The following is a 25,907-nucleotide window of genomic DNA, read 5'->3' on the forward strand; positions in this document are numbered from 1 at the left end:
AAGCAACAACAGAGCAGAACGAGCGATTAAACCATTTGTAATAGGAAGAAAGAATTTTCTATTTTCAAAGTCCCCTAAAGGTGCTCAGGCTTCTGCCGTAGTTTACAGTATAATAGAGACGGCAAAAGCAAATAATTTAAATCCATTCTACTATTTAACATATCTATTTGAAAAACTGCCTAATATAGATTTAGATAATCTAGAAGAGTTAGATAATCTTCTACCTTGGTCAGATTCAATTCCACAAGAATGTAAAGTTCCTAACAAAAAATAGTATAATATATGGCCTCCACCTTTAATAGGTGGGGGCTATTTTACGCTTACCTTTTAAAAGCTTTTTTGGGGTAAAATTTGTGTCACAAAATAGTTGTTTAAATTGTTATAAGAGTACAGTCGACTGATAAACAATGAAGGTGGTGAACTTATGAGCAATGCAGATCTTGGAGAAAGATTTGTTACTGGCGGAGAGAATGAACTGGAAGAGATAATCAATCTCTATAGTGAAAAACTACTTCGCTATGCAACAGCAATTTTATGTGATTACTATGAAGCAGAAAATATAGTTCAGGAAGTTTTTCTTTCAGCATATGAAAACCGTGCTACATTTGATGGCGCTAATCTCTCTGCATGGCTATATAAAATCACATATAATCTCAGTTTAAATCAACTAAAAAAGCGTAAGTTACTTTATTTTAGTGAAATCCGTGGTAAAGTAGTTTTATCAGAGGAAGATAAAGGGTTGAGTGATGAAACATTTCGTGCTTTAAAGAGGCTTAAACCTAAGGAACGTGCTTTGTTATATGGGCGAATAATGGAGGAGCAGAGTTACGAGGAACTATCCCTTCTTACAGGAAGTTCTCCTGCTGCTTTGCGTAAGCAATACCAGCGGGTCAAGGATAAATTAGCTAAATATTTAAACTTTGAATATTGTAGAAAGGAGTCTAAATATGAGTAAATTTGATATTGATGAACAAAATATATATGATATGTTTTCCCAAATTACTGTTAATTCAAGCAAAATTGCAGAACAAGTTAAGGACAGATTGCATGAGGAAAATAACAACATTTCTGTTAAGCACCGAAGACGATGGGCAAGGTCAACGGTTGCAGTTATAGTGATGTCTATGGTGCTAGTTGTTAGTGTAACTGCTGCGGCTTTAGGAAATTTTGATTGGTTTATAGAAAAATTTAATCCTGATTTTGGTAAGGTTGTTGAACCAGTTGAAGTTTATAGTGAAGATCAAGGAATTCGTATGGAGGTTATAGGCGCACAGAAATATGGTAATATGTCAATTGTTTATTTGTCTATTCAAGATATAACAGGTCAAAATCGATTGACAGAAAAGACTGACTTTAGAGATGGATTTAATGTAAAAATGAATTCACAGGCACAAAAGACAACTGGACGATCAGATGAGGTTGTATCAGCCAGTGTTTCATGGAAGCAAAAAATGTTATATTTTGATGAGGATACCAATACTATTTATTATGAGTTTTATATAACGGCTGATCCAGGTACACCTTTGGCAGATCCATTGGAAATTGGCAGTTCTCTTATTTATTTTGACGAAAAAGTCTATAAAGACGAACCAATTCCCATATCTCTTACAGGAATTGAAAATGTAGAAACTATACCTATTGAGAAAATGCAAATTTGGGGTAGTAGCAATATGCCTGATGATTTAAATTCATTCACAGAGGCACTTATACCAAGCCATTATGCTGATATGCCTCATGGTGAAAAAGATCAATGGATTTCAAATATTGGCATTATAGATGGGAAACTACATGTGCAGCTAGGAAATATTTCTAACAAAGAGTTTGGTAGCACTGCAATGCTTTCTTTAAAAGATTCAAGTGGCAATTTAATTTCATACGATTATATGTTGATATTCCTTGGTGATAAGGAAAATTGCCTACTTAATCTTGAAGAAAACGATTGTGTTGATGCGAAATACAAATATGAAGAATTTGTATTTCCTGTAAGTACTAAAGATCTTAGTGGATATACTCTTTGTTTTACTGGTTCAGTCTTCTCTGGGGTTGAAGGTAGATGGAAGGTAGCAGCAAATCTAAATGATTCTAACCAAAATATGCGTATTTTGATAAATGACATTTCAGTTGAAGGTCATCTCTTTGAGTTTATAACACTTAATCCTTTAGGGTTGCAAGCAATAGGCACCTATGAAGGAGAAAAGTGTAAGGCCAGTGATATGGTACTTGAGGTTGAAACAGTAGATGGTATTGTTCCATTGGAAGGTGGCGGAGGAAGCCAAAATCCCGATAAACATACCTTCAATTCAAGTTGGAATACGAAAGCACCTTTAGATGTTACCAAAGTTACAGCTATAATTATAAATGGTATCCGAATTCCAATTAAATAGCAAAATGACATTGATGTTTAAAATTGGTTTAATAAATAATAAAGCTTTGTCTACAATAAAATGGTAAAAGCATTTTATTATCTGTGCGTATTTATAAAAGTTATATAGAAAATGAAGATAAGCTAATAAGTTCCGAAGACAAACAGATGATAATGGATTTATTTTCAAGTTCAACTGTAGAAGTTGGAATTATTCCATAATAATGTGAAAATTTTGACAAAGAATAATCTAATATGCATCCTCCATCTTTAACAGGTGGAGGATGTTTGACACTTATGCTATAGTTGAGAATTCATCAAAAATTGAGAAAAAAACAAAAATTCCCTTTACAATTGACAAAGAATTATCATAGTATTAGTATTGTAATATACAAAAGGTTTGCAAATCTTTATATATATTTGATCAAAATTAAAAACTATTAACAAAAATAGAGAGGAGTTGCATCTCACAAAAATAAAAAATTAATAAAGAACAAAATGTAGATTTTAGGGGGAAGAATTATGGCAAAATCTTTGATAAGCCCAGAAAATACATGGGCACTTTGGGCAATTTTAACTGGTATTTCAGCTTTGAGTATTTGGTTGGAGCAAAAATATAAATGGGCAGGTAAAGTTACAGGTTGTGTATTGGCTTTATTATTTGCAATGATATTAGCTAATATAAAGGTTATACCAGTAGAAGCACCAACTTATGATATGGTTTGGGACTATGTGGTACCTCTTGCAATACCATTATTACTTTATAATGCGAATGTTAAGAAAATATGGAAAGAAAGTGGTAGATTATTATTAGTTTATCTTGTCAGTGGTATAGGTACAGTTTTAGGTAGTATTTTGGCATTTGGAGTATTGAAAAACAAAATTCCTGATGCTTATAAAGCTGCTGCAATGATGACAGGAACTTATACAGGTGGGAGTGTCAATCTTGTAGCTATGGCAGATGCTTTTGACGCTAATTCAGAATTAGTCTCAACATCAGTAGTTGCAGACAATCTTCTTATGGCCTTATATTTCTTTGTTTTGATTGCCATTCCAACAATGAATTTTTTCTTGAAAAGATATAAACATCCAATTGTTGATCAAGTAGAAAAAGAAGGTGATTCAGGAGAAGGAAAGACTAAAGCCGCTCAATTTTGGGGGGCAAAGGAAATTTCCTTGAAAGATATAGCTACTGCAGTTGCAATATCCTTTATTATAGTTTCATTATCAGTAGAAATTTCTGGATTTTTCTCTAAAGTTATTCCTACAGGAAACTTGGGATTGAATTTATTGAATGGACTTTTAGGAAATAAATATTTAATAATGACTACTATAACTATGATAGCGGCAACAGCTTTCAGTGATTTCTTTGAAAACATAAAAGGTGCTCAAGAAATAGGAACATTTTTAATCTATATATTCTTTACTGTAATAGGTGCACCAGCATCAATACCTTTGATTGTTACAAAATCACCTTTACTATTAGTATTTTGTGCAATAATTGTTTTTACAAATATGCTATTTACATTCTTAATGGGTAGAATATTTAAGTTTAACTTAGAAGAAATGATAATAGCCTCCAATGCAAATGTAGGAGGACCTACTACTTCAGCAGCTATGGCAATAGCAAAAGGTTGGGACAAACTAATAGTTCCTGCATTGTTGGTTGGTACTTTGGGTTATGTCATCGGTAACTATTATGGTATACTTGTAGGAAATTTACTTAAATGATGATAATTAATCAATAATATAAGAAGGGAGAAATCCCTTCTTAATAATTTTAATAAGGATGTGATAATAATGATATTTGATGCACATGGAGATATATGGACAGATGTCACAGTTAAAAGGCAAAAAGGTAATAAAGATGTATTTAAAAATTTTCATCTAGGAAAATATAATAAAGGTCAAGTAAATGGTGGAATATTTGTAATTTGGATTGACCCTCCATATGATGAAAATCCAAAACAAAGAGCTTTAGAAATTATAGAAAACATGTCAGTTGAAATAACAGCTAACCAAGATATATTTAAAATTGTAAAAAATTATGGCGATATAAGTGAGGCTGTAGATAGCAATAGATTTGCAATAGTTTTAGGCTCAGAAGGTCTTAGTTATATTGGAAAGAATGTAGATTTTATAAATGCATTGTATTTATTTGGTGTAAGACATGCAACTTTGACTTGGAATGAGGAAAATGAATTGGCGACTGGAGTAAAAGGCAATCCAAATAGGGGACTTACCCAATATGGTGTAGAAGCAGTTAAAAAATTAGAAGAATTAGGAATGATAGTTGATGTCTCACATGCTAATGAAAAGACATTTTGGGATATATGCGAAACAACTACAAAACCTATTATTGCTTCTCATTCTAATTGCAAAGCATTATGCAAAGCTCCAAGAAATCTCACTGATGAACAACTAAAAGCTATAAGTGAAAAAGGTGGAGTTGTTGGATTAAATGCTTTTTCAGATTTTGTAGCAGATGAAGTAAAAGATAGAGATATTGAACATCTAGCAAATCATGTTGATCACATGGTTGAAGTCATGGGAATAGACCATGTTGGATTTGGTTTTGATTTTGATGATTATCTAGAAGGAGATACATTGAGTGCTTTTGCAGAAGGAGATGCAAAAACAATAGGATTTGAAAATATAACTAAAGTTCCAAAGATGATTGAATTATTAGAGAAAAAGGGTTACTCTAAGGAAGATATAGAAAAAATTAAATATAAAAATTTCTTAAGAATTATTAAAGAAATATTAGGTTAAATATTTTATAGAGCAATTAGAGTAAAATCCTGTGTTTATATAAATGACATAGGATTTTATTTTTTTATATTTTTGCTAATAAAGAATAGTTGTTATATAATAAACTCTGTCATTTTAAGAGAAGGGTATAGGAGGAATTATATGGAGTTTACATGGTTTACATTAGCAATATTAGCAACGTTTTGCTGGGGGTTATCTGATGTATTTTTTAAAAAAGGGACAGACCCTAATGATAGATACGGTCATTTAAGAATATTGATAATGATTGGTCTAATGATGGGGATTCATGCAGTCATAGAACTAATAAAAATAAATTGGCAATATGATATTAAAAATGTAATTACATATTTCCCAGTATCATTTTTATATATCTTATCCATGGCTATAGATTTTTATGGCTATAGATATTTATTAATATCTGTGGGATCACCAGTTGCTAGCACTTCAGGAGCAATAGCAGGTATATTGTCCTTTAAGGTATTAGGGAAAACCATGTCCAATTTGCAGCTTTTTGCGGTAACTTTAATTACATTAGGTTTAATTTTATTAGCTATTTTAGAAAGAAAAGAATCAGAAAGAGAAAAACTAAAAAACTCAGAACAAATAGATAAAAAAAATAAAATGGGAGCAGTAGCTCTATTATTTCCCATTGCTTATTCTCTTTTAGATGGGGTAGGTACATTTTTAGACGATGTATATTTAAGTAAACATTTCACGCCAGAGGAAGCATTGATTTCTTTTGAATTAACATTTTTTATTGTGACCATAATATCATTATTTTATATAATAGTAATTAAAAAACAAGGGTACAAGTTAGTAAATGAAAAATACAATATTTATGGTGGATTATTTGAAACAGCAGGTCAATTTTTTTATGTTTATGCTTTAAATTCCAATTCAGTAGTTGCAGCACCACTTATGTCAGTTGATAGTATAGTAGCGGTTATATTTGGAAGGATTTATTTAAAAGAAAAATTAACAAGGGAGCAATATTTTACTATTATAGTGATAAGTATAGGTGTGTTTATATTAGGATTTTATGAATAATGATGATTTGTCATGTACAGGTTAATTTTTCTATATATTAGCCTCAAATCATGATATAATTCATTATATATGTAATAATAAGTTTTGGTTAAAAGTATAAGTAGAAAATTAAGAGGAGTATATAAAAATATGAACACATTGAAAAAGATAGCAGGGAAGGTTTTGTATGCTATAGCTAAACTAATATCAATAATACTTGATGTTCTAACAAAAATAATAGAAACTATAGTAACGATTGTAGGAGGTATAGCAAAAGGATTTATTGCCTTGATAGGTATGGGAGGGTGCTTATTAGTCTTTATGTTAGCTGGACCTTTAGGATTTGCATTATTATTGCATCCAGCTGTACTTTTGACTATATTATTTTTTGTTATATTTCCAATACTGGGAACTAAATTTGTATCTTATTTAAAGTATATAAAGTATATCATAACTGAGTATCTGTTTGATCGTGCTTATTACCTTATGGATGGAATAAGCTATCAATTTAAATCATTTAATGGATATAAAGATAAATACAAAAAAATGGAATATGAAAGAAAAAGAAAAGAACAACAACGACGTCAGGAAGAGCAACAAAAAGAATGGGAAGAAAAATTTAGACAATGGAATGAATATCAAAATTATCAAAGAAGAAATAATGGACATACCAATTATGAATGGTATGGTCAAAATACTGGTTATGACAATCAGACTTATGCAAATCCAACTAGTGAGTTCAAAAGCAAATATGAAAAAAGCTGTGATTTATTAGGCGTCGGATATGATGCAGATAAGTATCAAATAAAATTAGCATACAGGAAAAAAGCAAAGGAATATCATCCAGATTTAAACAAATCACCAAATGCAACAGAGATGTTCCAACAGATAAATAATGCTTATGAGTTTTTAAGTGATGGTAATATAGAGAGATATAAGAATATGATTTAGAAAGGGGGGCTTATTTGTGAATTGGCTAAAAAGATTTATGACAGGTCGTTATGGGGCGGATCAATTGTCATGGGTTATTCTAGTGGTTTATTTTTTTATATCCATTATGGCAAGAATTTTTAATAATAGAATACTGGATGTACTTGGTATAGTAGCTTTAGGAATAGTTGTATATAGAATGTTTTCTAAAAATATATCAGCTAGGTATCAGGAAAATACGAAGTTTCTAAACAAATGGAATTCTATAAAGAGGAAAGTAAACAATAGAATTCAGCGAATAAAGGATTTGAAAGATTATAAGTATTATAAATGCTCTAATTGTAAACAAGTCCTTCGTGTACCAAGAGGTAAAGGTAAGATTTCTATTACTTGTCCAAAATGTAAAACTGTAATGATCAAAAAATCATAAGCAATAATGAAAAAACTCTCAAAACCTTAATTAAGGTTTTGAGAGTAAAAACTAATTTATTCAGGTGCTAAAGTTTCTTTAATAACAATTTCTTTTAAGATGAATTCCATTCCGCTCAACATTTCCCAATCATCAGCTTTACAATAAGGACATTTTCCCTTGTTTTTTACGATTTTAAAAACTTTATTGCAATGATGGCATAAACCATTTGCGGAAATCATCTCAATTTTCAATTTAGAATTTTCTAAAAGGGTTCCTTCTGCAGCATTGGGAAAATACTCCATCATATATCTAGGTACAATTGATGACATTTCTCCTATTTGTACAACAACGGTATCTATCTCATCGATATTGTTCTCGATGGCAGCTGTTTCAACCATTTTTATCAATTCTACCAATACAGTTATTTCATGCATAATGTTTCCCTATTTATCCATACTATTTTTATTTGGATTTAAAGCTGTTTTGACTTTGATACTGATTGCTCGTTTAAGTGCATGTGGTTTAATATTTTCATAGCCATAGCTATGAGCATCAAATTTACGATGGATTGTGATTGCATCAAATTTACATCTTGTTGTACATTCTCCGCAGCCAATACATCTATTTACATCAACATGAGCAACACCACATTTTAAGCAACGATCAGTTTCAGCTTTTAATTGTTCTTCCGTAAATGTAACACGTGGATCTGAGAAAGTATTGTTTTTAGCTGAATCAAGATGAACTTTTTGACGTTTAGCTTTATCATAGCCATCAAGATTCAAATTATCTTTATCAACTGCTTTAAAGATTCTTCTATTTCTTCCTAATGTCAATGATTGACCAGGATGAACATAGCGGTGTAATGATTCAGCTCCTTCTTTACCTGCAGCGATAGCATCTATAGCAAATTTTGGTCCGCTATAAACGTCGCCACCAATAAAGATATCGGGTTCACCTGTTTGATAAGTCAATTGATCAGCTTTGGCAGTCATATTGCGATTTAATTCTACTTTACTGTTATTTAACATATCACCCCAAACGATAGATTGCCCTATTGATAACAATACTTTATCGGCTTTCACGGTTTTAATATCACTTTCATCATATTTTGGATTAAATCTCCCATCTTCATCGAAGACGCTTAAACAACGTTTAAATTCAACAGACTTAACTTTACCATCTTCAATAATGATTCGTTTTGGACCCCAACCATTGTTTATAACAATACCTTCGCCTTTAGCTTCAAGAACTTCTTCATCTTGGGCAGGCATTTCATTTTCGCCTTCTAAGCAGAACATATTTACAGTTTTAGCTCCCGTTCTAAGGGAAGTTCTTGCAACGTCAATTGCTACATTACCGCCACCAATTACTACAACATTGCCTTCAGTCTTTATATCTTTACCTAGGTTAATGTCCTTTAAATAATCTACACCATTAATTACATCTTCATGGTCTTCGCCTTCAATATTAAGTTTTCGACCACCTTGGGCACCAATAGCAATGTAGAACCCTTTATATCCTTGAGTACGTAATTCATCTAAAGTAATATCTTTGCCTACTTCAACACCACATATAAACTCAACACCTAATTGACGTAGTACATCAATTTCAGCTTCAACAACATCTTTTTCAAGCCTAAATGAAGGAATACCTAAAGTTAACATTCCACCAGGTTTTTGTTGTTTTTCAAATACTGTGATTGTATAGCCTTTTTGAGCTAGAAAATATGCACAAGAAAGTCCTGCTGGTCCTGAACCGATTATGGCAATCTTAATATCATTAAAATTATATAATTTTTCTGGAACAAATCTTGTTTCACTATTTAATTCTATATCAGCTATGAATTTTTTGATTTCATCTATTGCAACAGGTTCATCAATATCTCCTCTAGTACATTCACTCTCACAATTATGTGGACAAATACGACCGCAAACTGCAGGGAATGGATTTTCCTTTTTAATTAACTCTAAAGCATCAAGATATTTTCCTTGAGCTGCTAATTTTATATATGCTTGAACAGCAATATGAGCTGGACAAGTCGTCTTACATGGTGAAGTACCACAGTCGTAAACATTCTCGAAATTTTCTCTGAAATCTGGATTATAGCGTTCTGGACCCCATTTGTGATCATCAGGAAGTGGGGTAAATGGATATTCAATTGGCTTCTTAGTACATAAATTTTGTCCCAATCTTACAGCATTGGCAGGACATGTTTCAACACATTGTCCACAAGCTCCACATTTTTCAGGGTCAACCTCTGCAACATAATTAGAACGTGACATATTAGGTGTATTAAAATATTGGGAAGTACGTAAAGCTAGACAAACATCACGTTGGCAATTACAAATTGCCCAAATTTTATTAGTTCCATCCATATTTGTAACTTGATGCATATAACCTTTTTTCTCAGCTTGTAAAAGCACTTTTTCAGCTTCTTCTTTTGTAATACGTCTTGCTTTCCCTGTTCTAATAGCTGATTCAGCAGTAGCCCCAAGAAGAATACACAATTCTTCTGCTATACTACCAGTACCTTCATCCATTTGAGTACGAACCAAACGACATTGACATGGTGCAATACCAATATGGTTTTGATATTTAGTTAACCAATAGGACAATTCTTCATATGGTGCTTTTCTGGTTTCAGCTTGAATTGCTGATTCAACTGGAATAACGCGCATTGCTCCATTACCCATTGGCATAATGCTGGTGACAGGCTCAACAGTTTCTCGTGTATATTGTTCAAATGCTCTAGCTATTTCAGGATGTGTTTCAACTTGTTCAGGATTAAGCATCATTAGTTCATAAATTCCTGGAACATAAATTGGAAGTTCAAATTTATCTGTTCCATCTTCTTGTGGTTTAATTTCAATGATTCCCATATCAGCAAGTTGCATACAAATATCAAAAGTTTCAGCATAATTTTTATTTACCCTTGCTGCAATATCTTCTACTGCTTCAGGTTTTCTTCTTTTCATGGCAATAACAACATCAGCTTGTTCATCATTTACTAAATCAGCAAATACATAATATCGTGGGTCATCTTCAGTGAAATTTATTTTTAAGCCACTGATATGTTGTGCCATTTCAATAATTTTTGCACGCATTTCATTGTCCCCCTTATATTTAAGCATTATTTTTTCACTTCTGATACTTGAGTTTTTAGCCAATTGATCCAAGCTTCAATCCCTTCACCAGTACGGGCTGAAATTGGGAAAATATTAATATTTGGATTAAGTTTTCTAGCACGGTCACAAACAGCATCTATGTCAAAATTAAACATTTGTAAAGTATCAATTTTATTGATTAATAAAACATCAGCAACTGTAAACATTAGAGGATATTTAAGGGGCTTGTCATCTCCTTCAGGAACTGATAGAATCATTGCATTTTTAGTTGCACCAGTATCAAATTCAGCTGGACATACTAAATTGCCGACATTTTCAAGAACAATAAGATCTAAATCATCAATTTCTAGATTGTCGAGTCCTTCACTAGTCATCTGTGCATCCAAATGACACATACCACCTGTATGAAGTTGGATGGTTTTTACTCCAGTATCGGCGATTGTTTTAGCATCTACATCTGAATCAATATCGGCTTCCATAATTCCAATTTTCATTGAATCTTTTAATTGTTCAATGGTTCTTAAAAGTGTTGTTGTTTTTCCTGAGCCTGGTGAACTCATTAAATTCAATAAAAACTTATTGTTTGCTTTTAATTTGTTTCTAAGTTTTTCTGCTTCTATATCATTATTTTTATAAATACTTTGCTTGATTTCAACAATTTTAAATTGATCCATAGTTCGTCACCTCCTTTATATGAATAAAATTTCACAATGTACTATATATTGTATTCTCCATGATATGCCAAAACCCTCTTTAAAATATCAAAATATTTAATCATTTTCACAATATATTAAAATTATTTATATTTAGAACTGCTAAAATTGTAGGGAGAGTTGATAGGAAAATTAGCCAGAGAATAAACTTTATGTCCATTTTTTCCTGTAGTAGTATTTGAACATATCAAGGAATTGAGAATAGCTTCTTCTGTTGCTTCAGATGTGGCTCTAAATACTTTATTAATGTTTGGTTCATTAATAATTTTTATATCAAGTATTTCTTTATTTTCTTGATGTTTAATAATATTTCCTGTAGAAAACCCTATAGCTATTTCTCCACTGCCATGGCCAATAAATCCTCCAGTTCTAGCTATGCCTGGATTTACTCTTTTGATAACTCTTTTTAGCTGTCTAGAAGAAAGGGGAATATCAGTAGCTACTATTAAGATTATTGATCCTTTATCATCTCTTTGTTTTTCAGTATTTACAATATATTTCAATTCTTTCCCAATAAAATTTCCATTTATCATAAAATCATCTATAATTCCAAAATTAGATAATACCAGTACACCTACTATGTATTCTCTATTGTCAAGATTTACTATACGTGAAGATGTTCCAATTCCACCTTTTAGTCCATAACACATCATTCCAGTTCCAGCACCTACGTTTCCCTCTTCAAATTCAGAACTTGCATTTTTTATAGCTTCAGATATATGAAAATCCTTAACATGAAGTCCCCTAATATCATTTAGATATCCATCATTACATTCGCATACAATAGGATTTAAAGATTGTATATTCTCATCTATTGAAAGCATGTATTTTACTAGTCCTTCATGAGCTGCACCTATACTTAAAGTATTTGTAAGTATTATTGGAGTTTCTATATTTCCTAATTCCTCAATTTGTACCAATCCTATACTTTTCCCAAAGCCGTTAATTACGTGACAAGCACCTATAACTTTTTCTTTAAATAAGTTTCTATTATGAGGGACAATTGCTGTAACGCCTGTTTTTATTTCACCATCATCCAATGTTACATGACCTACCTTGACTCCGGGTACATCAGTAATGGAGTTTTTATTTCCTGTTTTCATATTTCCGATAGACGGATAGAAATCTCTAATTCTTTTTTGTTCGTTCAAATTATTTTCACCCTTTCATAAGCATTATAGTTTTAAATTGCATGTAGTAGTATTAATACATAATATTAGTTTTGACTAGCTTAGCTATATTTTTATGATCATTATATATTGTAAATTCTACTGGATTTATATTATCTATAGTTAGCATAGCAGCTTCTTTTTCATATAAGGTTAATGTATTATTAGTTAAAGGAATATGCAATTTTGTTTGTCCATATACACAATAAATAACTTGAGTATTTTTAAAATAGTCTTCTTTGCCTATACTTAAAGTAAACTTCTTTTCTTCATTTTCTTTGATGAATAGACTTTCTAAATCTCCCCTTGCGTTTTCATTCATCATCAAGTTAAAATCTACTACCTTTCCATAACTTTTTGTATTCCAGCTACCATTAAAACTATCTTGTTCAAAAGGTTTCAAAGTACATTTATGATGATTTTCATGTACCAGCTCAATTTCTCCATCAAGTATCATAATGATTCTATTGATTCCTGGAAGATGGGTAAAAGTTGATTCTTCAACTTCAACTTTAGCTGAACTAATACGCCAAGTGAAATTTCTTTTGCTATATATAGCCTCTTTTGGATATATAGCAATTTGTGTTGTAGTTCCTCCTGACCATTCACTTATCTGAAATTCATCACTTTTTATTAATTTTACTTCGCATGTCATATTTATTTCACTCCTTTAAATTCACAATATATATATTATATTTTTAAATCAAGTATTATAGCCTATACCATTTCATTTTTTTCATTTAATTTTTTATACATCATTTCTTGCTGTTTTGTTGTAAATTGGAAATATATTTCTGTATTAGAAACTGATTTATGTCCTAGCCACCATTGGAGTTCTTTTATATCTAAACCAGATTCAGCAAGATGAACAGCAGTTGTGTGTTTTATTGTATGAAAATGATGTTTTGATTTATCTTGAATATTTGCTTCTTTGCAATATTTTTTCATAATATAATCTAAGGTTTGTCTAGATATAGGTTTATTTTCTTGACTTTTGAATAAAATTTCATTGCTATTTGATATATTATATATTTTTATATATTCATCAAGGGCTTTTTTGGTTGAGGAATCTAATCTTATTGTATTATTCTTGCTTCCCTTTAATCTTTGGCAATATAATTCCCCCTTTTCCTTATTATAATTATTTAGTTTAATTAAAGCTATTTCTGAAGCCCTTAATCCGCATCTATAACAGACTCTAATTATTGCAAAATCCCTTAAAGAGTGTTTAGAAGTGGAATTTTTAATAGCTTGAAAAAGTTTTTGCATTTCATTTTGAGTGAAATATTTTATTGTGTTGTTGTTTGTATCTTGTACCATTTTTATACCTCCTATTAATAAGATAAGTTGTACAAAATAAACATTTTGTACCATATTTTAATAAATATACTAATATATTTTTATAAAATATATTATTTTGGCTTTGTTTTTAGCAAAAAAATACTTTTTTTACTATTGTTTGACACCCCTATCCGTTTAATGCAATTATTATTATAAATTAATACAGTCTCCAGTATACAAAATGTTTATTTTGTATCATATTTTAAAGTATATCGTGGAGGTAAAAAAATATGGCTCAAATTTATAATCAAAATGAAGACTATTCAGAAATAGTTGAAGGTATCAACTTTTCATTTAATAAATGTAAAGATTTAATACAAGATTTAACAAACGATAAAGATAGATTTGCCATATGTCAATTAAAGGTTACAAATCTTAAAATGTATTGCTATAGATTTGGGTACAAATATGGACATGCCATGATATGTCATGTTTATATGGAATTAAAAAAATATCTTGACAATAAGGGAGTAGTAATTAGAGTTCATGATAATATATTAATTCTTGTATTGTGGAATTTTAATAACAAAATGGAGCTAGAGAAATTTATTGAAGAATTTTTAGCTAAATTTGAAAATCCATGCGATATAATGAATCATAAGATAAAAATCCAAATGAACATTGGTTTAGCTATTTATCCACAAAATGGTGAGGAAATAGAAATGCTTTTAAGATATGCGGACATTGCATTGGATTATTGTCAAAAAGACTCATGTAAGAAATATGAATTTTTTAATTTTGATATGTATTTAAAGGTTGCAATGAAAGAAATAGAGGAGATGGATATTTTAAATGCTTTAACTGATAAAGAATTTATTTTATATTATCAGCCTCAAGTGAATTTATATACTAATAGAATATATGGATTTGAAGCATTAATAAGATGGGATCATCCATTATATGGTCTACTACCCCCTTTTTTATTTATTGATAAGTTAATAGAAAATGGAGCAATAAATGAAGTAGGGAAATGGATAATGGAGGAAGCTTGTCGTCAAAAGAAAATATGGAATCAGTTAAGATATAAAGATATTATTGTATCTGTTAACGTGTCCATTGAACAATTGGAAGACGAGAATTTTCACTTACTTATTAAGGATTTATTAAAAAAATTCAATATAAAAGCTTCTTCTTTAAATATTGAGATTACAGAACATGAACCATATAAGCTCCAAAAGTCTGTTATAAATAATTTAAAAGAGATTAAGAAATTAGGAGCAAGAATTTATTTAGATGATTTTGGTACATCCTATTGTTATTTAAATAATTTATGTGTTTTGCCTGTTGATGGAATCAAAATAGATAAATTTTTTATTGATGATATTGAGAAAAATAAAAAGAAGTATATTGTGACTAAACAAACTATAGAACTTGCCAATCAGTTAGGTATTGATGTTGTTGCTGAAGGCATTGAGAGGAAAGAACAAATAGACTATTTAAAGGAAATAGGTTGTTATAAAGCTCAAGGATATTTCTTTGGTAAACCGATGCCTTTTGATGAAACAATTAGTATATTAGAAAATACTTCTTTTGAATTAAATTAAAATTAGTTATCAATTTCATTATAGAACAAAATCATAGCTCCAGCTGTAGTTCTCTTTGCTAGGGGGAGGGCACATTTTGTTATTCGATAAAATCTTTCTTCATCATCGGATATGGTTTTAAATTTTTTATAGATTTTAATAGCAACTTTTGCATTGAATCTTATATAGTCCTCTATAGAATCTAGTAAATAGGCTCCCTTTTCTATCTTAAAATCTTCTAAATATTTATATGTACGTTTTACATAGGACTCATACTGATGATGATTATCTAATAGGCGAATATTGGCATGTTGAGGAATTGTCATGTCTTGGACAATGTGAATAGCTGCACCTAAATAAAACATGGATTTTTTTAAGTCACCACTTTTCCATAGGATAAGAGCTTTAGAATAATAATCAACCCCTAAGTCCATTGCACTTTTTCTTCCATATAGTCCCTTTTTTTTATGAGGATTGTAAAAATGATTTGAGCTTTTGAAATCTTGATCAGCCCATACAGCGCCTTCATTTATATCCTGAATATAACTCTTAAAAAAATTGTATTGTATTAAAAATTTATCATTTTTAAGAATTTTTAAAGCATCCATATTGATTGATTTATGAACTTTACATTGAGTTTTGATTATTGATTTTTTAATTGGATTTGCTATTCTAAATACTATTCTTAGAATATGATCATATGTTGCTTCAATGATACTCATTTTCTTCACCTTCTTTATACGATTTATATAATTTTATTATTTGTAATTTGAATGATAATAAACATTGATTATTTTTTATTTGGCCTTGACATCACTTATAAAAACCTATACAATCTCCATATTAGAGGGAGTAACTTTCCTTTATGGAATCAAAGTCGTCATGACGGATAAATATCCCGGCTTTGGTGGCTAATCAGCTTAGTGAGACTCTATAGTTTGTTTAAGCATACAAACTATAGAGCTTTTTTATTTTTTACAAAACAAGAGAATATTTAATGAAAGGAAGGTAATAATGGAAGAACTAATTTATTCAATTCTTAATCAAGCATCAACGCTTATTTTACTTATGGTTATTGGCTTTAGTTTATTTGTATTGAGTAAAGGTGCTGATATTTTAGTCAATGAAGCGGTAGCATTGTCTATTCGCTGGGGTGTACCTAAAATGATTATTGGTGCTACTATTGTGAGTCTAGGAACAACATTGCCAGAAGCTACTGTATCTGTATTTGCTGCAATTAATGGCAATCCAGATTTAGCTTTAGGAAATGCTATTGGTTCAATAATTGCAGATACAGGTCTCATTATTGGGCTTGCAGCTCTAGTAGGAACATTGCCAATAGATAGAAATACTATAAACAGACAAGGGCCTTTGCAATTAATTGCTGGCATATTGTTGTCTGTTGTGTGTTTGCCTTTTTTATCTAAAGGACCTGAAGGAAGAATTACACAATGGATGGGTTTTGTTTTTATTGGTTTATTAGTTATATATATTATTGGGAGTATTCGAGGAGCAAAAAATTCTAGTACTTCGGCATCATCAGAAATCGAAGGAAAAGAAAGTTCTTTGATTTTACAGCTTATAAAATTTGCATTAGGTATAGTATTAGTTATTTTTTCATCTAAGTTACTTATACCTGCTGTTGAGCTTACAGCTATTCGTGTGGGTATTCCACAAAGTGTTATTGCAGCTACCTTGGTTGCTTTTGGTACAAGTTTACCTGAGCTTGTAACGGCCATAACTGCTGTGAAAAAAGGACATGGAGAATTAGCGGTTGGCAATATTATTGGAGCGGATATATTGAATGTTCTATTTGTTGTCGGTAGTGCTGCAGCAGTAACTAAAGAAGGTTTACTTGTTCCGACTAATTTTTACAAACTTCAAATACCAACTATGCTAATTGTACTATTTGCTTTTCACTTTTTTGCTAAAAACAAAGATAATGTTATTAGTAAAGGAGAAGGTGCTTTTTTAGTTGGAATGTATTTTATTTATTTAGTATTAAATTATATTTGGGTATAAATAATATACTAATTTGTATGAGGGGGATTTCAAATGGGTTTAGGAGATGAATTTATCTCAGTTAAAATGGGAAAACAAAAACATATAGCTCTAATTGCTCATGACAATAGGAAAGAAGATTTGATTCGGTGGGTAGAAACAAATAAAGATAAGCTTGGAAGACATTTTTTATGTGGAACAGGAACTACTGCAAGGCTTATTTCAGAAAAAGTTCATTTGCCTGTGAGAGCTTTTAATAGTGGACCACTAGGAGGGGATCAACAAATTGGTTCTCGTATTGCTGAAGGTGGAATAGACTTTATGATTTTCTTTTGGGATCCCTTGTCAGCTCAACCCCATGATCCAGATGTAAAAGCACTTCTTCGTATTGCAGTATTATATGATATACCAGTTGCAAACAATCAAGCTACAGCAGATTTTTTGCTTTCATCGCCACTAATGGAAGAAGAATATGAAAGAAAAATAATTGATTATTCTAAAAGAATTCATATTAGAACTGTAGAAGGCTTAGAAAATATGAAGAAATAGAAGATGAATAGAAAAAAGCCAAGATTATCCTTGGCTTTTATGCATTTACACTACTAGCAAGAGTCACTAATGCCATTAGAGCGTCAAATATTGTTTTATAATCCATATGAATAAATTCGATAGTTCGCCCATCAATTCGATTGGTATAAGGCATGAGAGATGCTACGTCTGCCATGGCTGTTGTTGCAAATTCTATCTTTAAAGTGACTGGATATTGAAATGTGTATATTGGAATTTTTTCTATATCTTGATTTAGACATCTTTTTACAGCATGTATTGTTTCATTTTTAACTATGTTTTTAGGTTTTAGCTTTGCAGAAAATTTCCCCAAGGCTTCTTTTGTAGACACATATTCAACCCAAGGCATTCCATCATCTGTATTGAGTTCACTATGGAGTGTTTCATCTCCTACAATAAGGCCTACAGGAACAGAGTAATACCCTGCATAAGCAGCATTTATAAAGGATTCGTTCATAGCTTTGTCATTTATCCATATTTTATGTACTCTCCTACTTGAATATGTATGATCCATAGCTCCATTTAATGCTCCTACTCCTGCATGATAGCCAATGAAAAATACTATATCATAAGTATTGTTAAATCCAGGCATCATATATTGATGTCTTGGATATCCAGAGATGATATAAATTCTATCATCAAGGGAAGTGAAATCGTATGAAAGATTGTCTCCCATAGCGTGAGAATCAGCAATTACAATTTCACTTATTTTTTTATTTATTGAACTTTCAACTATTCCTTGTAACACCCATTCCATTTGTTCGTAAATGCAATTTTTTACATCTGCTTTGCTCTTAGTTTCTTGCTCCCAATCAAAGCTACCTGCTATTCCCTCCATGTCTAATGATATATAGATTTTCATAAAGAACTCCTTTCGTATATATTTCCCCATTAAATTAATTATATCAGAATATTTTATGTTGACTATACTATTTAGTATTTTTGCTATTAAAATACTTTGAGAGTTTATTAGTGTAATATTGTTATTTAAAGGTATAATATTAATAGGTTTTGAAAATGAATATTTGCATATACAAAAAAGGATTTTGGCTTGTATTGTCGAATATATAGTATAAAAGATATTGAATAATATGAAAAGAGAAGGTGAAACATGATAAAAGTAGGTGAAATTCAAGAGTTAGATGTAGTTAAAATTACTCCAAAGGGAGCTCTTTTAGGTTTAAAAGGGAGCGATGAAGGGGCATTCTTGCCAGAGAAAGAGATTCAAGAAAAGATTAAAATAGGAGACAAGATAGAAGTATTTGTCTATAAAGATGATAAACTGTTAGCTACTACTAAAAGACCTAAAATAGTTGCTGGAGAAATAGGTTTTTTGAGAGTTGTGGAAACAACAAGAATAGGTGCCTTTTTAGATTGGGGATTGGACAAGGATTTATTTCTTCCTTTTAGAGAACAGTTTGGGAAAATTGAAAGAGGCGAAAAATATTTAGTTGGTGTATATGTAGATAAAAGCAATAGACCATGTGCAACTATGCAGATAAAGAGATTACTTTCTACCAATTCTCCATACAAAGAAAATGACAAAGTTTTTGGCACTATATATAGTATGAATTTTGAAATGGGAGCTTTTGTAGCAGTTGATAACAAATATGATGGACTTATTCCCAAAAATGAACTATATGGGGTCTATAGGCCTGGAGATAAAGTAGAATTGAGGGTGACTAAAGTAAGAGAAGATGGTAGACTATATTTGAGTTTGAGAAGTAAGTCTTACAAACAAATGGATAGAGATGCAAATACTATTATAAATAAGATGAAGGCTAACGGGGGAGAATTGGATTTAAATGATGATAGCTCGCCAAGAAGAATACAAGAAGAGCTAAATATGAGCAAGAGTGCGTTTAAAAGAGCAGTAGGAAGACTGCTAAAGGAAGGGAAAATTGAGTTTACTCGAAGAGGTATTAAATTTAAAACAATGAGATAAAGGAGAGGATTTATATGATTAAAAGAATCAAGACAAAATTTGATACTATTGAAATGTTAAATTATTTTTGGCAAGTGGTTAGTGAAAAAGGAAAGGTAGGAGATCCTTACTTGATAAGTGTAGCTGATTCAGAAGATATGAAATATGTATATGATGATGAATTTAATAAAGATAGTGTGAGAAGAGTATTAAGCGCAATAGAAAATAGAGAAATGTTAAATAGTGAAAGCAAGAAGGAAAGAAGATTTTGGAACTATAATATGTGGATGATGGAAGATTTAGGATTTACTCAAATGATGGTAAATCCAGTGAAAACACTAAATTTAAATTCAGTAATGGATAAAATAAATGAAAGTGGCGTAGAATCAAAATTTGAAGAGTTAGAAGTAATATTTGTTCCTGGAACTGAAGAAGAGTACAAAATAGTAGATAACAAACTCATAATCAATTTCTTTAGAATTAAAGCTGATTTATATGAAGAAAACAAAGTGACGATTGGAGAAAGTTCACTTGTAGACTATATAGAAGAAAAACTTATGGAATTGTTGAACGATTAATTATTGAAATGTATTGACTTTGAAATTAAAATCTAGTAGTATGTATTAAAATAATAATATAAAAATTCTGTGATAGGAAAGAGTAGTTAGAATGAAGTATTTAAAGAGAGCTGAGGGTGGTGAGATCTCAGTAGTACAGACTCTAATGAATGGATCCTTAAGATGTATTGCGAAATCAAATGGAGAGTAGCATTTGCCGGAAGCCTACCGTTATCTAAGGACAGGATATGTTAGTATCCCGTGAAAGAGATGTGCTTTTTGCACAATTTAGGTGGTACCGCGAATTCAACCTTCGCCCTATTTTATATTTGGGCGAGGGTTTTTTTATTTCTATTAAAAAAATAAGGGGGGGGTTTTTGTGAAAAAATTTGATGGTTATTTTGGACAATATGGTGGTTCTTATGTTGGAGAATCTATGAAAGAGGTATTAAAAGAATTAGAAAATTTGTTTTATCAGTATATTGAAGATGAAGACTTCTTGAAAGAGCTTAAATATTATTATAAAAATTATGTTGGAAGAGAAAGTCCACTATACTTTGCAGAAAATTTAACCCAATATACTGGAGGAGCAAAGATTTATTTAAAAAGAGAAGATTTAAATCATACAGGAGCTCACAAGATAAACAATGCACTAGGTCAAGCATTGTTGGCAAAGAGAAGTGGCAAAAAGAGAATCATTGCTGAAACGGGGGCAGGGCAACATGGAGTTGCTACTGCTACGGTTTGTGCATTGTTTGGTATGGATTGCACTATATATATGGGTAGTATAGATGTGAAAAGGCAAGAACACAATGTCTTCAGGATGAAAATGCTTGGGGCAAAAGTAGAGCCTGTAGAAGAAGGAAGAGGAACATTAAAAGAGGCAGTAGATAGAGCTTTGGGGGATTTCGTAGAAAATAGTCAAGATACCTTTTATCTATTGGGCTCGGCTGTAGGACCTCATCCATATCCTCTAATGGTTAGAGAATTTCAAAGTATAATTGGGAAAGAAGCCAAAAGACAGATAATTGAACAAGAGGGAAGACTACCTGATTATCTGGTTGCTTGTGTTGGCGGTGGTAGCAATGCCATAGGTCTTTTCCATCCTTTTATAGAGGATAGTGAAGTAAAAATTATAGGAGTAGAGCCTGCTGGAAAGGGTATTGATACGGGATGTCATGCAGCTTCTATTTCTAAGGGTGAAGTGGGAGTTATTCACGGATTTAAATGTTATACTCTAAAAGAAGAGGCAGATATATATTCTATTGCAGCAGGACTTGACTATCCAGGGGTTGGGCCTGAACACTGTTATTTAAAAGATATAGGAAGAGTTTCATATGATTCTGTTACTGACATAGAAGCTTTGGAAGCTTTCTATAAACTTTCAAAATTAGAAGGTATTATACCTGCTCTTGAAAGTGCTCATGCTGTAGCTTATGGAATGAAACTTTCTCGTACTCTTCCAAAAGATAAGATAATAATCATCAATTTATCTGGCAGGGGAGACAAAGATATGGCTCAAGTCATGGAGTTAAGTGAATATAAATAAATATATGGTTGAAACTAGTAGCTCATCATGTCATAATCAAAATGCGAGGTGATTGTGTGAAGAAAAAGTATTATGCAGTTAAAAATGGAAGGAGAGTAGGGATATATGATTCTTGGAGTGAGTGTGAGAAACAAGTAAAGGGCTATTCGGGTGCAGAATACAAGAGTTTTCTCACTTTGGAAGAAGCTAAAGCTTATTTAAATGGTGAAAAGAACAGTGAAGAAAAAGATATTTGTGATTTAAAAGACAATGAGATGATAGCTTATGTAGATGGAAGTTTCGATGTGGAAGTTGGATATTATGCTTATGGTGTTATATTGTTTTCAAAAGATGGAAAAAACACATATTCAGGTCGAGGAAATGAAAAAGAATTGGTAGAGATGAGAAATGTATCAGGAGAAATAGAAGGGGCAATGGTCGCTATGAACATTGCCCTAGAAAAAAATATAGATACACTTTATCTTTACTATGATTATATGGGTATAGAGAAATGGCTTACTGGTGAATGGAAAACAAATAAAATTGGTACGAAGAAATACAAAGAATTTTATGATTCCATAAAGGATAGATTGAGTGTAGTATTCATAAAAGTTAAATCTCATAGTGGAGATACTTACAATGAAGAAGTAGATAAACTTGCTAGAGCTAGTTTAAAGATAGATACGAATTAGTAGCCAAATTCATTACTTAGAGAATCATCATTTTCTATCCAATCTTTTACTTTTACTGTTCTAAAACTATTTTTGGTATCTCTGATGATTACATTCTCAATACCGGCGTTTATGATGAGCCTTTTGCACATAGCACAAGAATTGGTGTTTTCAACTAGTTTTCCGGATTTAGGATCTTTGCATACTAGATAGAGAGTAGAGCCAATCATGTCTTTTCTTGGTGCACTTATGATGCAATTGGCTTCAGCGTGAACCGAACGGCACAATTCATAGTGAGTGCCTCTAGGAATATTCAATTGTTCTCTTCTGCAATAGTTTAAATCAGAACAATTTTTTCTTCCTCTAGGGGCACCAGTATATCCAGTAGCAATTATCTCATCATTTTTAACTATGATGGCACCAAAATTTCTTCTAAGGCAAGTACCTCTTTCGGCCACAACTTCAGCTATGTCCAAATAATAATTAGTTTTATCTCTTCTTTCCATGATATTTCCTCCTTTACGACTAAAAGTTAATTAAATTTAATAAAAAATGGTACCTTATACCTATAATGGTATAGCAAAAAATACTTCTATGTTATATAATGTATTGTAACATATATTTAATATTTATGAAAAGAGTGAGGGGTTTGGGGGAAAAAAAGAAAAAAAAGTCATTAAAATATTTTATTCCTATTTTCATAATTATATATTATATTGTATTGTTCATGTCTAAGGAAAACATTTACATACAGAAATTGGCAAACGATTTATTGGGGATAAGTGGTTCTTTTATAGCTTTTATAGTTCTTTTTAATGTGTATAGAGGTACCGTGAAAAGTGAAAGATACTATTGGCTTTTTTTATCATTGGGAATTTTGAGTTATATAATTGCTGAAATGTGCCAGGCTTACTATGATTTCATTTTAAAAACGGAGTTTTCTATTTCGGGAATTCATAGTGTTTTTTATTTATTGCGATATCCAATAAGTTTATTTGGTATACTTTATATAATTTCAAAGAGAAGAAATAAGATGACAAGTTTAAAATTATTTTTTGACAACTTAATTATATTGACAACAATTTCTACATTAGCTTTATATTATCATAAAATGAAAGTATCTTTTCCAAATAATATAGATTTAGGCTCTTTTTCTGTTATAATGGGATATCTTATAGGGGATTTTAATTTGTTTTTCAGTATATTGTTTTTATATTTTGCTGTGAGAGAAGTACTTCCTAAAAAAGTTGCATATATTGGAGCTAGTGGGTTTTTATTAGAAACTGTAATGGATGGCGTTTATATTCATATAAAGGTATTTAATATTGGGAAAAGTTTCATCTATTATGAGCCAATGTGGATATTGCCTTTACTTGTCATTGCATTTTCAGGTGAAATATTTGAAAATATAGAAATGATTTCTAGAAGAAAATATAGAAAAGAGAATGTTTCTGTAGTATTATCAGTTTATATAGGAATAGTCATGTTTTTGGTATTTACTATTTTCAAAGTAAAAGAAATAGATATTGCTTTTTTAGGCTTTTTGATTACGGGTGTATTTATAGTTATAAGACAAATTTTAACTGTTATGGAAAATGACAGATTGGTAAAGCTACTTATTCAATCAAATGAAGAATTAAAGAGAAATAAAATGGAGCTTGAGAATGCTAACAAAGAACTTCAAAGATTTTATAGGGTCAAGGATATGGAGTCTAAAACTGATTTTCTTACTGGACTTTACAATAGAAGGTATATAGATGAAAAAATAGAGGAAATTTCTCTACAATGTCAAGGTTTAAAAAATAATATATCTGTACTCATGCTGGATATAGATCATTTCAAAGATATAAATGATACTTATGGTCATGGTGTAGGAGATATGATATTGAAGGAAATTTCTAAAATCATGAAAAACAATACTAGAAGTGATGATATACTAATTAGATTTGGTGGAGAAGAATTTGTATGTTTATTGCCAAATACTGATATGAATACGGCAAAAAAAATAGCTGAAAGACTTAGAAGTCAAGTTGAAAACAACAATTTTAGAATATGGAATTTTGATATATCAGTGACAGTGAGCATTGGAGTGTCTCAAATAGATAAAATTGGTAAAGATAGTGATATAAGCAATGTCATAATAGAAGCTGATAAGGCCTTGTATGAAGCTAAAAGATGTGGGAGAAATAGAGTAGCGTGCATATAAGAACACCTTCATTTGAGGGTGTTTTCTTTTATATAGAAAAATAGTACAATGTTTATTGTATCAATAAATTTCTATAGAGGGGATGAAATGATGAATTATATGGATTTACATAAGAATTCTTACGTGGTAGATGCACATTCAGATATTCCACTTCATATGTTGATGGAAAAAGGTAGGAAAGGAAGTGGAGATATACTTATTTCAAAACATTTGCCCTTATTAAAACAGGGAGGTGTAAATTTAGTATTTGTAAATACTTTTGAAAATTTGCATCCTGAAGGTTCTTTAAAAGAAGCGTTGATTGAAATATCTGAAGTGTATAGACAACTTGAAAATACTGAAGAGGCCATGTTTATACGCACCAAAGGAGATTTAGATGAAGCAATTAGCAAAAATAAAATAGGCTTAGTACTATCAATGGAGGGGATGGAGCCTATAAGCAATGAATTGGGATTGATTGATGTTTTTTATGAATTAGGGCTTAGAAGTGCTATGCTTACATGGAATTGGAGAAATTATTTTGCAGCAGGTGTTTCTGAAGGTGGTGGATTAAGCCGATTAGGTAAAGATGCTATATTGAAAATGGAGAAACTAGGTATAATAGTTGATGTTTCACATCTAAATGAAGAAGGTTTTTGGGATATAATTGATTTAGTTAAAAATCCTATTATTGCTTCTCATTCAAATGCTAAAGCTGTATATAATCATGAGAGAAATTTGACAGATGAACAGATAAAAGCTATTGCTAAAACTGGTGGCGTCATAGGACTCAATGGATATTTTACAGAGGATAAAGAAAAAGAATCTATAGAAAGTTTCATGAAACATTTAGAATATATTTTAAAATTGGCAGGAGAAGACCATGTAGGATTGGGATTTGATTTTAATGAGTATTTAGGCTCCAAAGGGACAAAAGATTTGGAGGACTGTACTAAAATTCCAATAGTTACAAAAGAGCTTTTAAATAGAGGTTACAGTGAATCTACTATAAGAAAGATATTAGGAGAAAATTTTGTGAGAGTGCTTAAAAATATTTTGCCATCATAATCAAATTATAGAATATATAATATATTAGAT

At 30.9% G+C, this 25,907-nt stretch carries 26 protein-coding genes and 1 other annotated feature; of the genes, 17 read left to right on the forward strand and 9 right to left on the reverse strand.

The genetic code is table 11. The features are described 5' to 3' along the window. The 8 genes from BUA21_RS09500 to BUA21_RS09535 form a co-directional block, all read left to right on the forward strand. The coding region (locus BUA21_RS09500) for a transposase domain-containing protein (RefSeq protein WP_143147153.1) at nucleotides 1–274 on the forward strand (274 nt) is incomplete at its 5' end. Between the two features lie 150 nt (nucleotides 275–424). Next, complete coding sequence (locus BUA21_RS09505; RefSeq protein WP_072744597.1) at nucleotides 425–955, forward strand: RNA polymerase sigma factor; 531 nt, start codon at nucleotides 425–427, stop codon at nucleotides 953–955. Beyond that, nucleotides 948–2,384: a hypothetical protein gene (locus tag BUA21_RS09510; protein ID WP_072744598.1), complete on the forward strand. Its 1,437-nt coding sequence runs from the start codon at nucleotides 948–950 to the stop codon at nucleotides 2,382–2,384. Before BUA21_RS09505 ends, BUA21_RS09510 begins: the two co-directional genes overlap by 8 nt. Nucleotides 2,385–2,884: 500 nt before the next feature. Further along, complete coding sequence (locus BUA21_RS09515) at nucleotides 2,885–4,093, forward strand: DUF819 family protein (RefSeq protein WP_072744599.1); 1,209 nt, start codon at nucleotides 2,885–2,887, stop codon at nucleotides 4,091–4,093. A gap of 69 nt (nucleotides 4,094–4,162) precedes the next feature. Further along, a complete protein-coding gene (locus BUA21_RS09520; RefSeq protein ID WP_072744600.1) occupies nucleotides 4,163–5,134 on the forward strand; it encodes a dipeptidase in 972 nt (323 codons plus the stop codon). Between the two features lie 141 nt (nucleotides 5,135–5,275). Next, nucleotides 5,276–6,181, forward strand: coding sequence for a DMT family transporter (locus tag BUA21_RS09525; RefSeq protein ID WP_072744601.1), 906 nt, complete (start codon nucleotides 5,276–5,278; stop codon nucleotides 6,179–6,181). Between the two features lie 129 nt (nucleotides 6,182–6,310). Further along, nucleotides 6,311–7,111, forward strand: coding sequence for a J domain-containing protein (locus tag BUA21_RS09530; protein WP_072744602.1), 801 nt, complete (start codon nucleotides 6,311–6,313; stop codon nucleotides 7,109–7,111). A gap of 16 nt (nucleotides 7,112–7,127) precedes the next feature. After that, nucleotides 7,128–7,520 carry a hypothetical protein gene (locus tag BUA21_RS09535; RefSeq protein WP_072744603.1) on the forward strand — a complete coding sequence of 131 codons (393 nt, stop codon included), beginning with the start codon at nucleotides 7,128–7,130 and terminating at the stop codon, nucleotides 7,518–7,520. A gap of 56 nt (nucleotides 7,521–7,576) precedes the next feature. Here the strand turns inward: BUA21_RS09535 and BUA21_RS09540 are convergent, their stop codons facing one another. From BUA21_RS09540 to BUA21_RS09565, 6 genes are all read right to left on the reverse strand, one after another. Further along, nucleotides 7,577–7,936, reverse strand: coding sequence for a hydrogenase maturation nickel metallochaperone HypA/HybF (locus tag BUA21_RS09540; RefSeq protein WP_072744604.1), 360 nt, complete (start codon nucleotides 7,934–7,936; stop codon nucleotides 7,577–7,579). Between the two features lie 9 nt (nucleotides 7,937–7,945). After that, entirely contained in the window at nucleotides 7,946–10,681 is a 2,736-nt protein-coding gene (locus tag BUA21_RS09545; protein ID WP_200796539.1) for an FAD-dependent oxidoreductase, read from the reverse strand. Beyond that, nucleotides 10,636–11,304, reverse strand: coding sequence for a hydrogenase nickel incorporation protein HypB (gene hypB, locus BUA21_RS09550; protein ID WP_072744606.1), 669 nt, complete (start codon nucleotides 11,302–11,304; stop codon nucleotides 10,636–10,638). Before hypB ends, BUA21_RS09545 begins: the two co-directional genes overlap by 46 nt. 122 nt (nucleotides 11,305–11,426) lie before the next feature. Beyond that, the gene (locus BUA21_RS09555) at nucleotides 11,427–12,494 is read right to left on the reverse strand and encodes a DmpA family aminopeptidase (protein WP_233242596.1); all 1,068 of its coding nucleotides are present in this window, start codon (nucleotides 12,492–12,494) and stop codon (nucleotides 11,427–11,429) included. A gap of 52 nt (nucleotides 12,495–12,546) precedes the next feature. Further along, a complete protein-coding gene (locus BUA21_RS09560) occupies nucleotides 12,547–13,167 on the reverse strand; it encodes a HutD/Ves family protein (protein WP_072744607.1) in 621 nt (206 codons plus the stop codon). 62 nt (nucleotides 13,168–13,229) lie between these two features. Further along, on the reverse strand, nucleotides 13,230–13,832 hold the full coding sequence (locus BUA21_RS09565) for a tyrosine-type recombinase/integrase (RefSeq protein WP_072744608.1): 603 nt from the start codon (nucleotides 13,830–13,832) through the stop codon (nucleotides 13,230–13,232). A 251-nt stretch (nucleotides 13,833–14,083) separates the two neighbouring features. Between BUA21_RS09565 and BUA21_RS09570 the strand changes: the two genes are divergently transcribed. Further along, complete coding sequence (locus BUA21_RS09570) at nucleotides 14,084–15,397, forward strand: bifunctional diguanylate cyclase/phosphodiesterase (RefSeq protein ID WP_072744609.1); 1,314 nt, start codon at nucleotides 14,084–14,086, stop codon at nucleotides 15,395–15,397. 2 nt (nucleotides 15,398–15,399) lie between these two features. Here BUA21_RS09570 and BUA21_RS09575 read toward each other — a convergent pair whose 3' ends face one another. Next, nucleotides 15,400–16,098 carry a zinc dependent phospholipase C family protein gene (locus BUA21_RS09575; RefSeq protein WP_072744610.1) on the reverse strand — a complete coding sequence of 233 codons (699 nt, stop codon included), beginning with the start codon at nucleotides 16,096–16,098 and terminating at the stop codon, nucleotides 15,400–15,402. Nucleotides 16,099–16,390: 292 nt separating this feature from the next. On the opposite strand from BUA21_RS09575, the gene BUA21_RS09580 reads away from it, so the two are divergent. Further along, on the forward strand, nucleotides 16,391–17,398 hold the full coding sequence (locus BUA21_RS09580) for a calcium/sodium antiporter (RefSeq protein ID WP_072744611.1): 1,008 nt from the start codon (nucleotides 16,391–16,393) through the stop codon (nucleotides 17,396–17,398). Between the two features lie 33 nt (nucleotides 17,399–17,431). Next, a complete protein-coding gene (locus BUA21_RS09585) occupies nucleotides 17,432–17,926 on the forward strand; it encodes a methylglyoxal synthase (RefSeq protein WP_072744612.1) in 495 nt (164 codons plus the stop codon). Nucleotides 17,927–17,963: 37 nt separating this feature from the next. Here BUA21_RS09585 and BUA21_RS09590 read toward each other — a convergent pair whose 3' ends face one another. Beyond that, nucleotides 17,964–18,806: a M55 family metallopeptidase gene (locus BUA21_RS09590; protein WP_072744613.1), complete on the reverse strand. Its 843-nt coding sequence runs from the start codon at nucleotides 18,804–18,806 to the stop codon at nucleotides 17,964–17,966. Nucleotides 18,807–19,055: 249 nt separating this feature from the next. Between BUA21_RS09590 and BUA21_RS09595 the strand changes: the two genes are divergently transcribed. The 4 genes from BUA21_RS09595 to BUA21_RS09610 all read left to right on the forward strand — a co-directional run bounded on the left by BUA21_RS09595 (nucleotide 19,056) and on the right by BUA21_RS09610 (nucleotide 22,645). Further along, nucleotides 19,056–19,889: a CvfB family protein gene (locus BUA21_RS09595; RefSeq protein WP_072744614.1), complete on the forward strand. Its 834-nt coding sequence runs from the start codon at nucleotides 19,056–19,058 to the stop codon at nucleotides 19,887–19,889. A gap of 14 nt (nucleotides 19,890–19,903) precedes the next feature. After that, nucleotides 19,904–20,446: a TDE2712 family protein gene (locus BUA21_RS09600; RefSeq protein ID WP_072744615.1), complete on the forward strand. Its 543-nt coding sequence runs from the start codon at nucleotides 19,904–19,906 to the stop codon at nucleotides 20,444–20,446. Nucleotides 20,447–20,506: 60 nt separating this feature from the next. After that, nucleotides 20,507–20,749: a binding site (T-box leader), on the forward strand. Between the two features lie 55 nt (nucleotides 20,750–20,804). Then, a complete protein-coding gene (gene trpB, locus BUA21_RS09605; RefSeq protein ID WP_072744616.1) occupies nucleotides 20,805–21,974 on the forward strand; it encodes a tryptophan synthase subunit beta in 1,170 nt (389 codons plus the stop codon). 56 nt (nucleotides 21,975–22,030) lie between these two features. Beyond that, a complete protein-coding gene (locus tag BUA21_RS09610) occupies nucleotides 22,031–22,645 on the forward strand; it encodes a ribonuclease H1 domain-containing protein (RefSeq protein ID WP_233242597.1) in 615 nt (204 codons plus the stop codon). Here the strand turns inward: BUA21_RS09610 and BUA21_RS09615 are convergent. After that, nucleotides 22,642–23,130, reverse strand: a complete 489-nt coding sequence (locus tag BUA21_RS09615; RefSeq protein WP_072744617.1) for a deoxycytidylate deaminase — start codon at nucleotides 23,128–23,130, stop codon at nucleotides 22,642–22,644. The genes BUA21_RS09610 and BUA21_RS09615 overlap by 4 nt on opposite strands. A 251-nt stretch (nucleotides 23,131–23,381) precedes the next feature. Here BUA21_RS09615 and BUA21_RS09620 point away from each other — a divergent pair, with 251 nt between their 5' ends. Beyond that, entirely contained in the window at nucleotides 23,382–24,830 is a 1,449-nt protein-coding gene (locus tag BUA21_RS09620; protein ID WP_234973703.1) for a GGDEF domain-containing protein, read from the forward strand. Between the two features lie 87 nt (nucleotides 24,831–24,917). Beyond that, nucleotides 24,918–25,877 (forward strand): dipeptidase, encoded by a 960-nt coding sequence (locus tag BUA21_RS09625; RefSeq protein ID WP_072744686.1) that lies wholly within the window; start codon nucleotides 24,918–24,920, stop codon nucleotides 25,875–25,877. Nucleotides 25,878–25,907: the final 30 nt, after the last annotated feature.

This window comes from Sporanaerobacter acetigenes DSM 13106 (genome assembly GCF_900130025.1).
GTDB lineage: Bacteria > Bacillota > Clostridia > Tissierellales > Sporanaerobacteraceae > Sporanaerobacter > Sporanaerobacter acetigenes.

Bases quoted from the DNA above. Each gene is read 5' to 3' on its own strand.
- BUA21_RS09615 (WP_072744617.1), bottom strand. From the start codon at position 23,130: ATGGAAAGAAGAGATAAAACTAATTATTATTTGGACATAGCTGAAGTT.
- BUA21_RS09540 (WP_072744604.1), bottom strand. From the start codon at position 7,936: ATGCATGAAATAACTGTATTGGTAGAATTGATAAAAATGGTTGAAACA.
- BUA21_RS09570 (WP_072744609.1), top strand. From the start codon at position 14,084: ATGGCTCAAATTTATAATCAAAATGAAGACTATTCAGAAATAGTTGAA.
- BUA21_RS09530 (WP_072744602.1), top strand. From the start codon at position 6,311: ATGAACACATTGAAAAAGATAGCAGGGAAGGTTTTGTATGCTATAGCT.
- BUA21_RS09625 (WP_072744686.1), top strand. From the start codon at position 24,918: ATGATGAATTATATGGATTTACATAAGAATTCTTACGTGGTAGATGCA.
- BUA21_RS09590 (WP_072744613.1), bottom strand. From the start codon at position 18,806: ATGAAAATCTATATATCATTAGACATGGAGGGAATAGCAGGTAGCTTT.
- BUA21_RS09505 (WP_072744597.1), top strand. From the start codon at position 425: ATGAGCAATGCAGATCTTGGAGAAAGATTTGTTACTGGCGGAGAGAAT.
- BUA21_RS09575 (WP_072744610.1), bottom strand. From the start codon at position 16,098: ATGAGTATCATTGAAGCAACATATGATCATATTCTAAGAATAGTATTT.
- BUA21_RS09560 (WP_072744607.1), bottom strand. From the start codon at position 13,167: ATGACATGCGAAGTAAAATTAATAAAAAGTGATGAATTTCAGATAAGT.
- BUA21_RS09510 (WP_072744598.1), top strand. From the start codon at position 948: ATGAGTAAATTTGATATTGATGAACAAAATATATATGATATGTTTTCC.
- BUA21_RS09525 (WP_072744601.1), top strand. From the start codon at position 5,276: ATGGAGTTTACATGGTTTACATTAGCAATATTAGCAACGTTTTGCTGG.
- BUA21_RS09580 (WP_072744611.1), top strand. From the start codon at position 16,391: ATGGAAGAACTAATTTATTCAATTCTTAATCAAGCATCAACGCTTATT.
- BUA21_RS09565 (WP_072744608.1), bottom strand. From the start codon at position 13,832: ATGGTACAAGATACAAACAACAACACAATAAAATATTTCACTCAAAAT.
- BUA21_RS09600 (WP_072744615.1), top strand. From the start codon at position 19,904: ATGATTAAAAGAATCAAGACAAAATTTGATACTATTGAAATGTTAAAT.
- BUA21_RS09515 (WP_072744599.1), top strand. From the start codon at position 2,885: ATGGCAAAATCTTTGATAAGCCCAGAAAATACATGGGCACTTTGGGCA.
- BUA21_RS09585 (WP_072744612.1), top strand. From the start codon at position 17,432: ATGGGTTTAGGAGATGAATTTATCTCAGTTAAAATGGGAAAACAAAAA.
- hypB (WP_072744606.1), bottom strand. From the start codon at position 11,304: ATGGATCAATTTAAAATTGTTGAAATCAAGCAAAGTATTTATAAAAAT.
- BUA21_RS09595 (WP_072744614.1), top strand. From the start codon at position 19,056: ATGATAAAAGTAGGTGAAATTCAAGAGTTAGATGTAGTTAAAATTACT.
- BUA21_RS09520 (WP_072744600.1), top strand. From the start codon at position 4,163: ATGATATTTGATGCACATGGAGATATATGGACAGATGTCACAGTTAAA.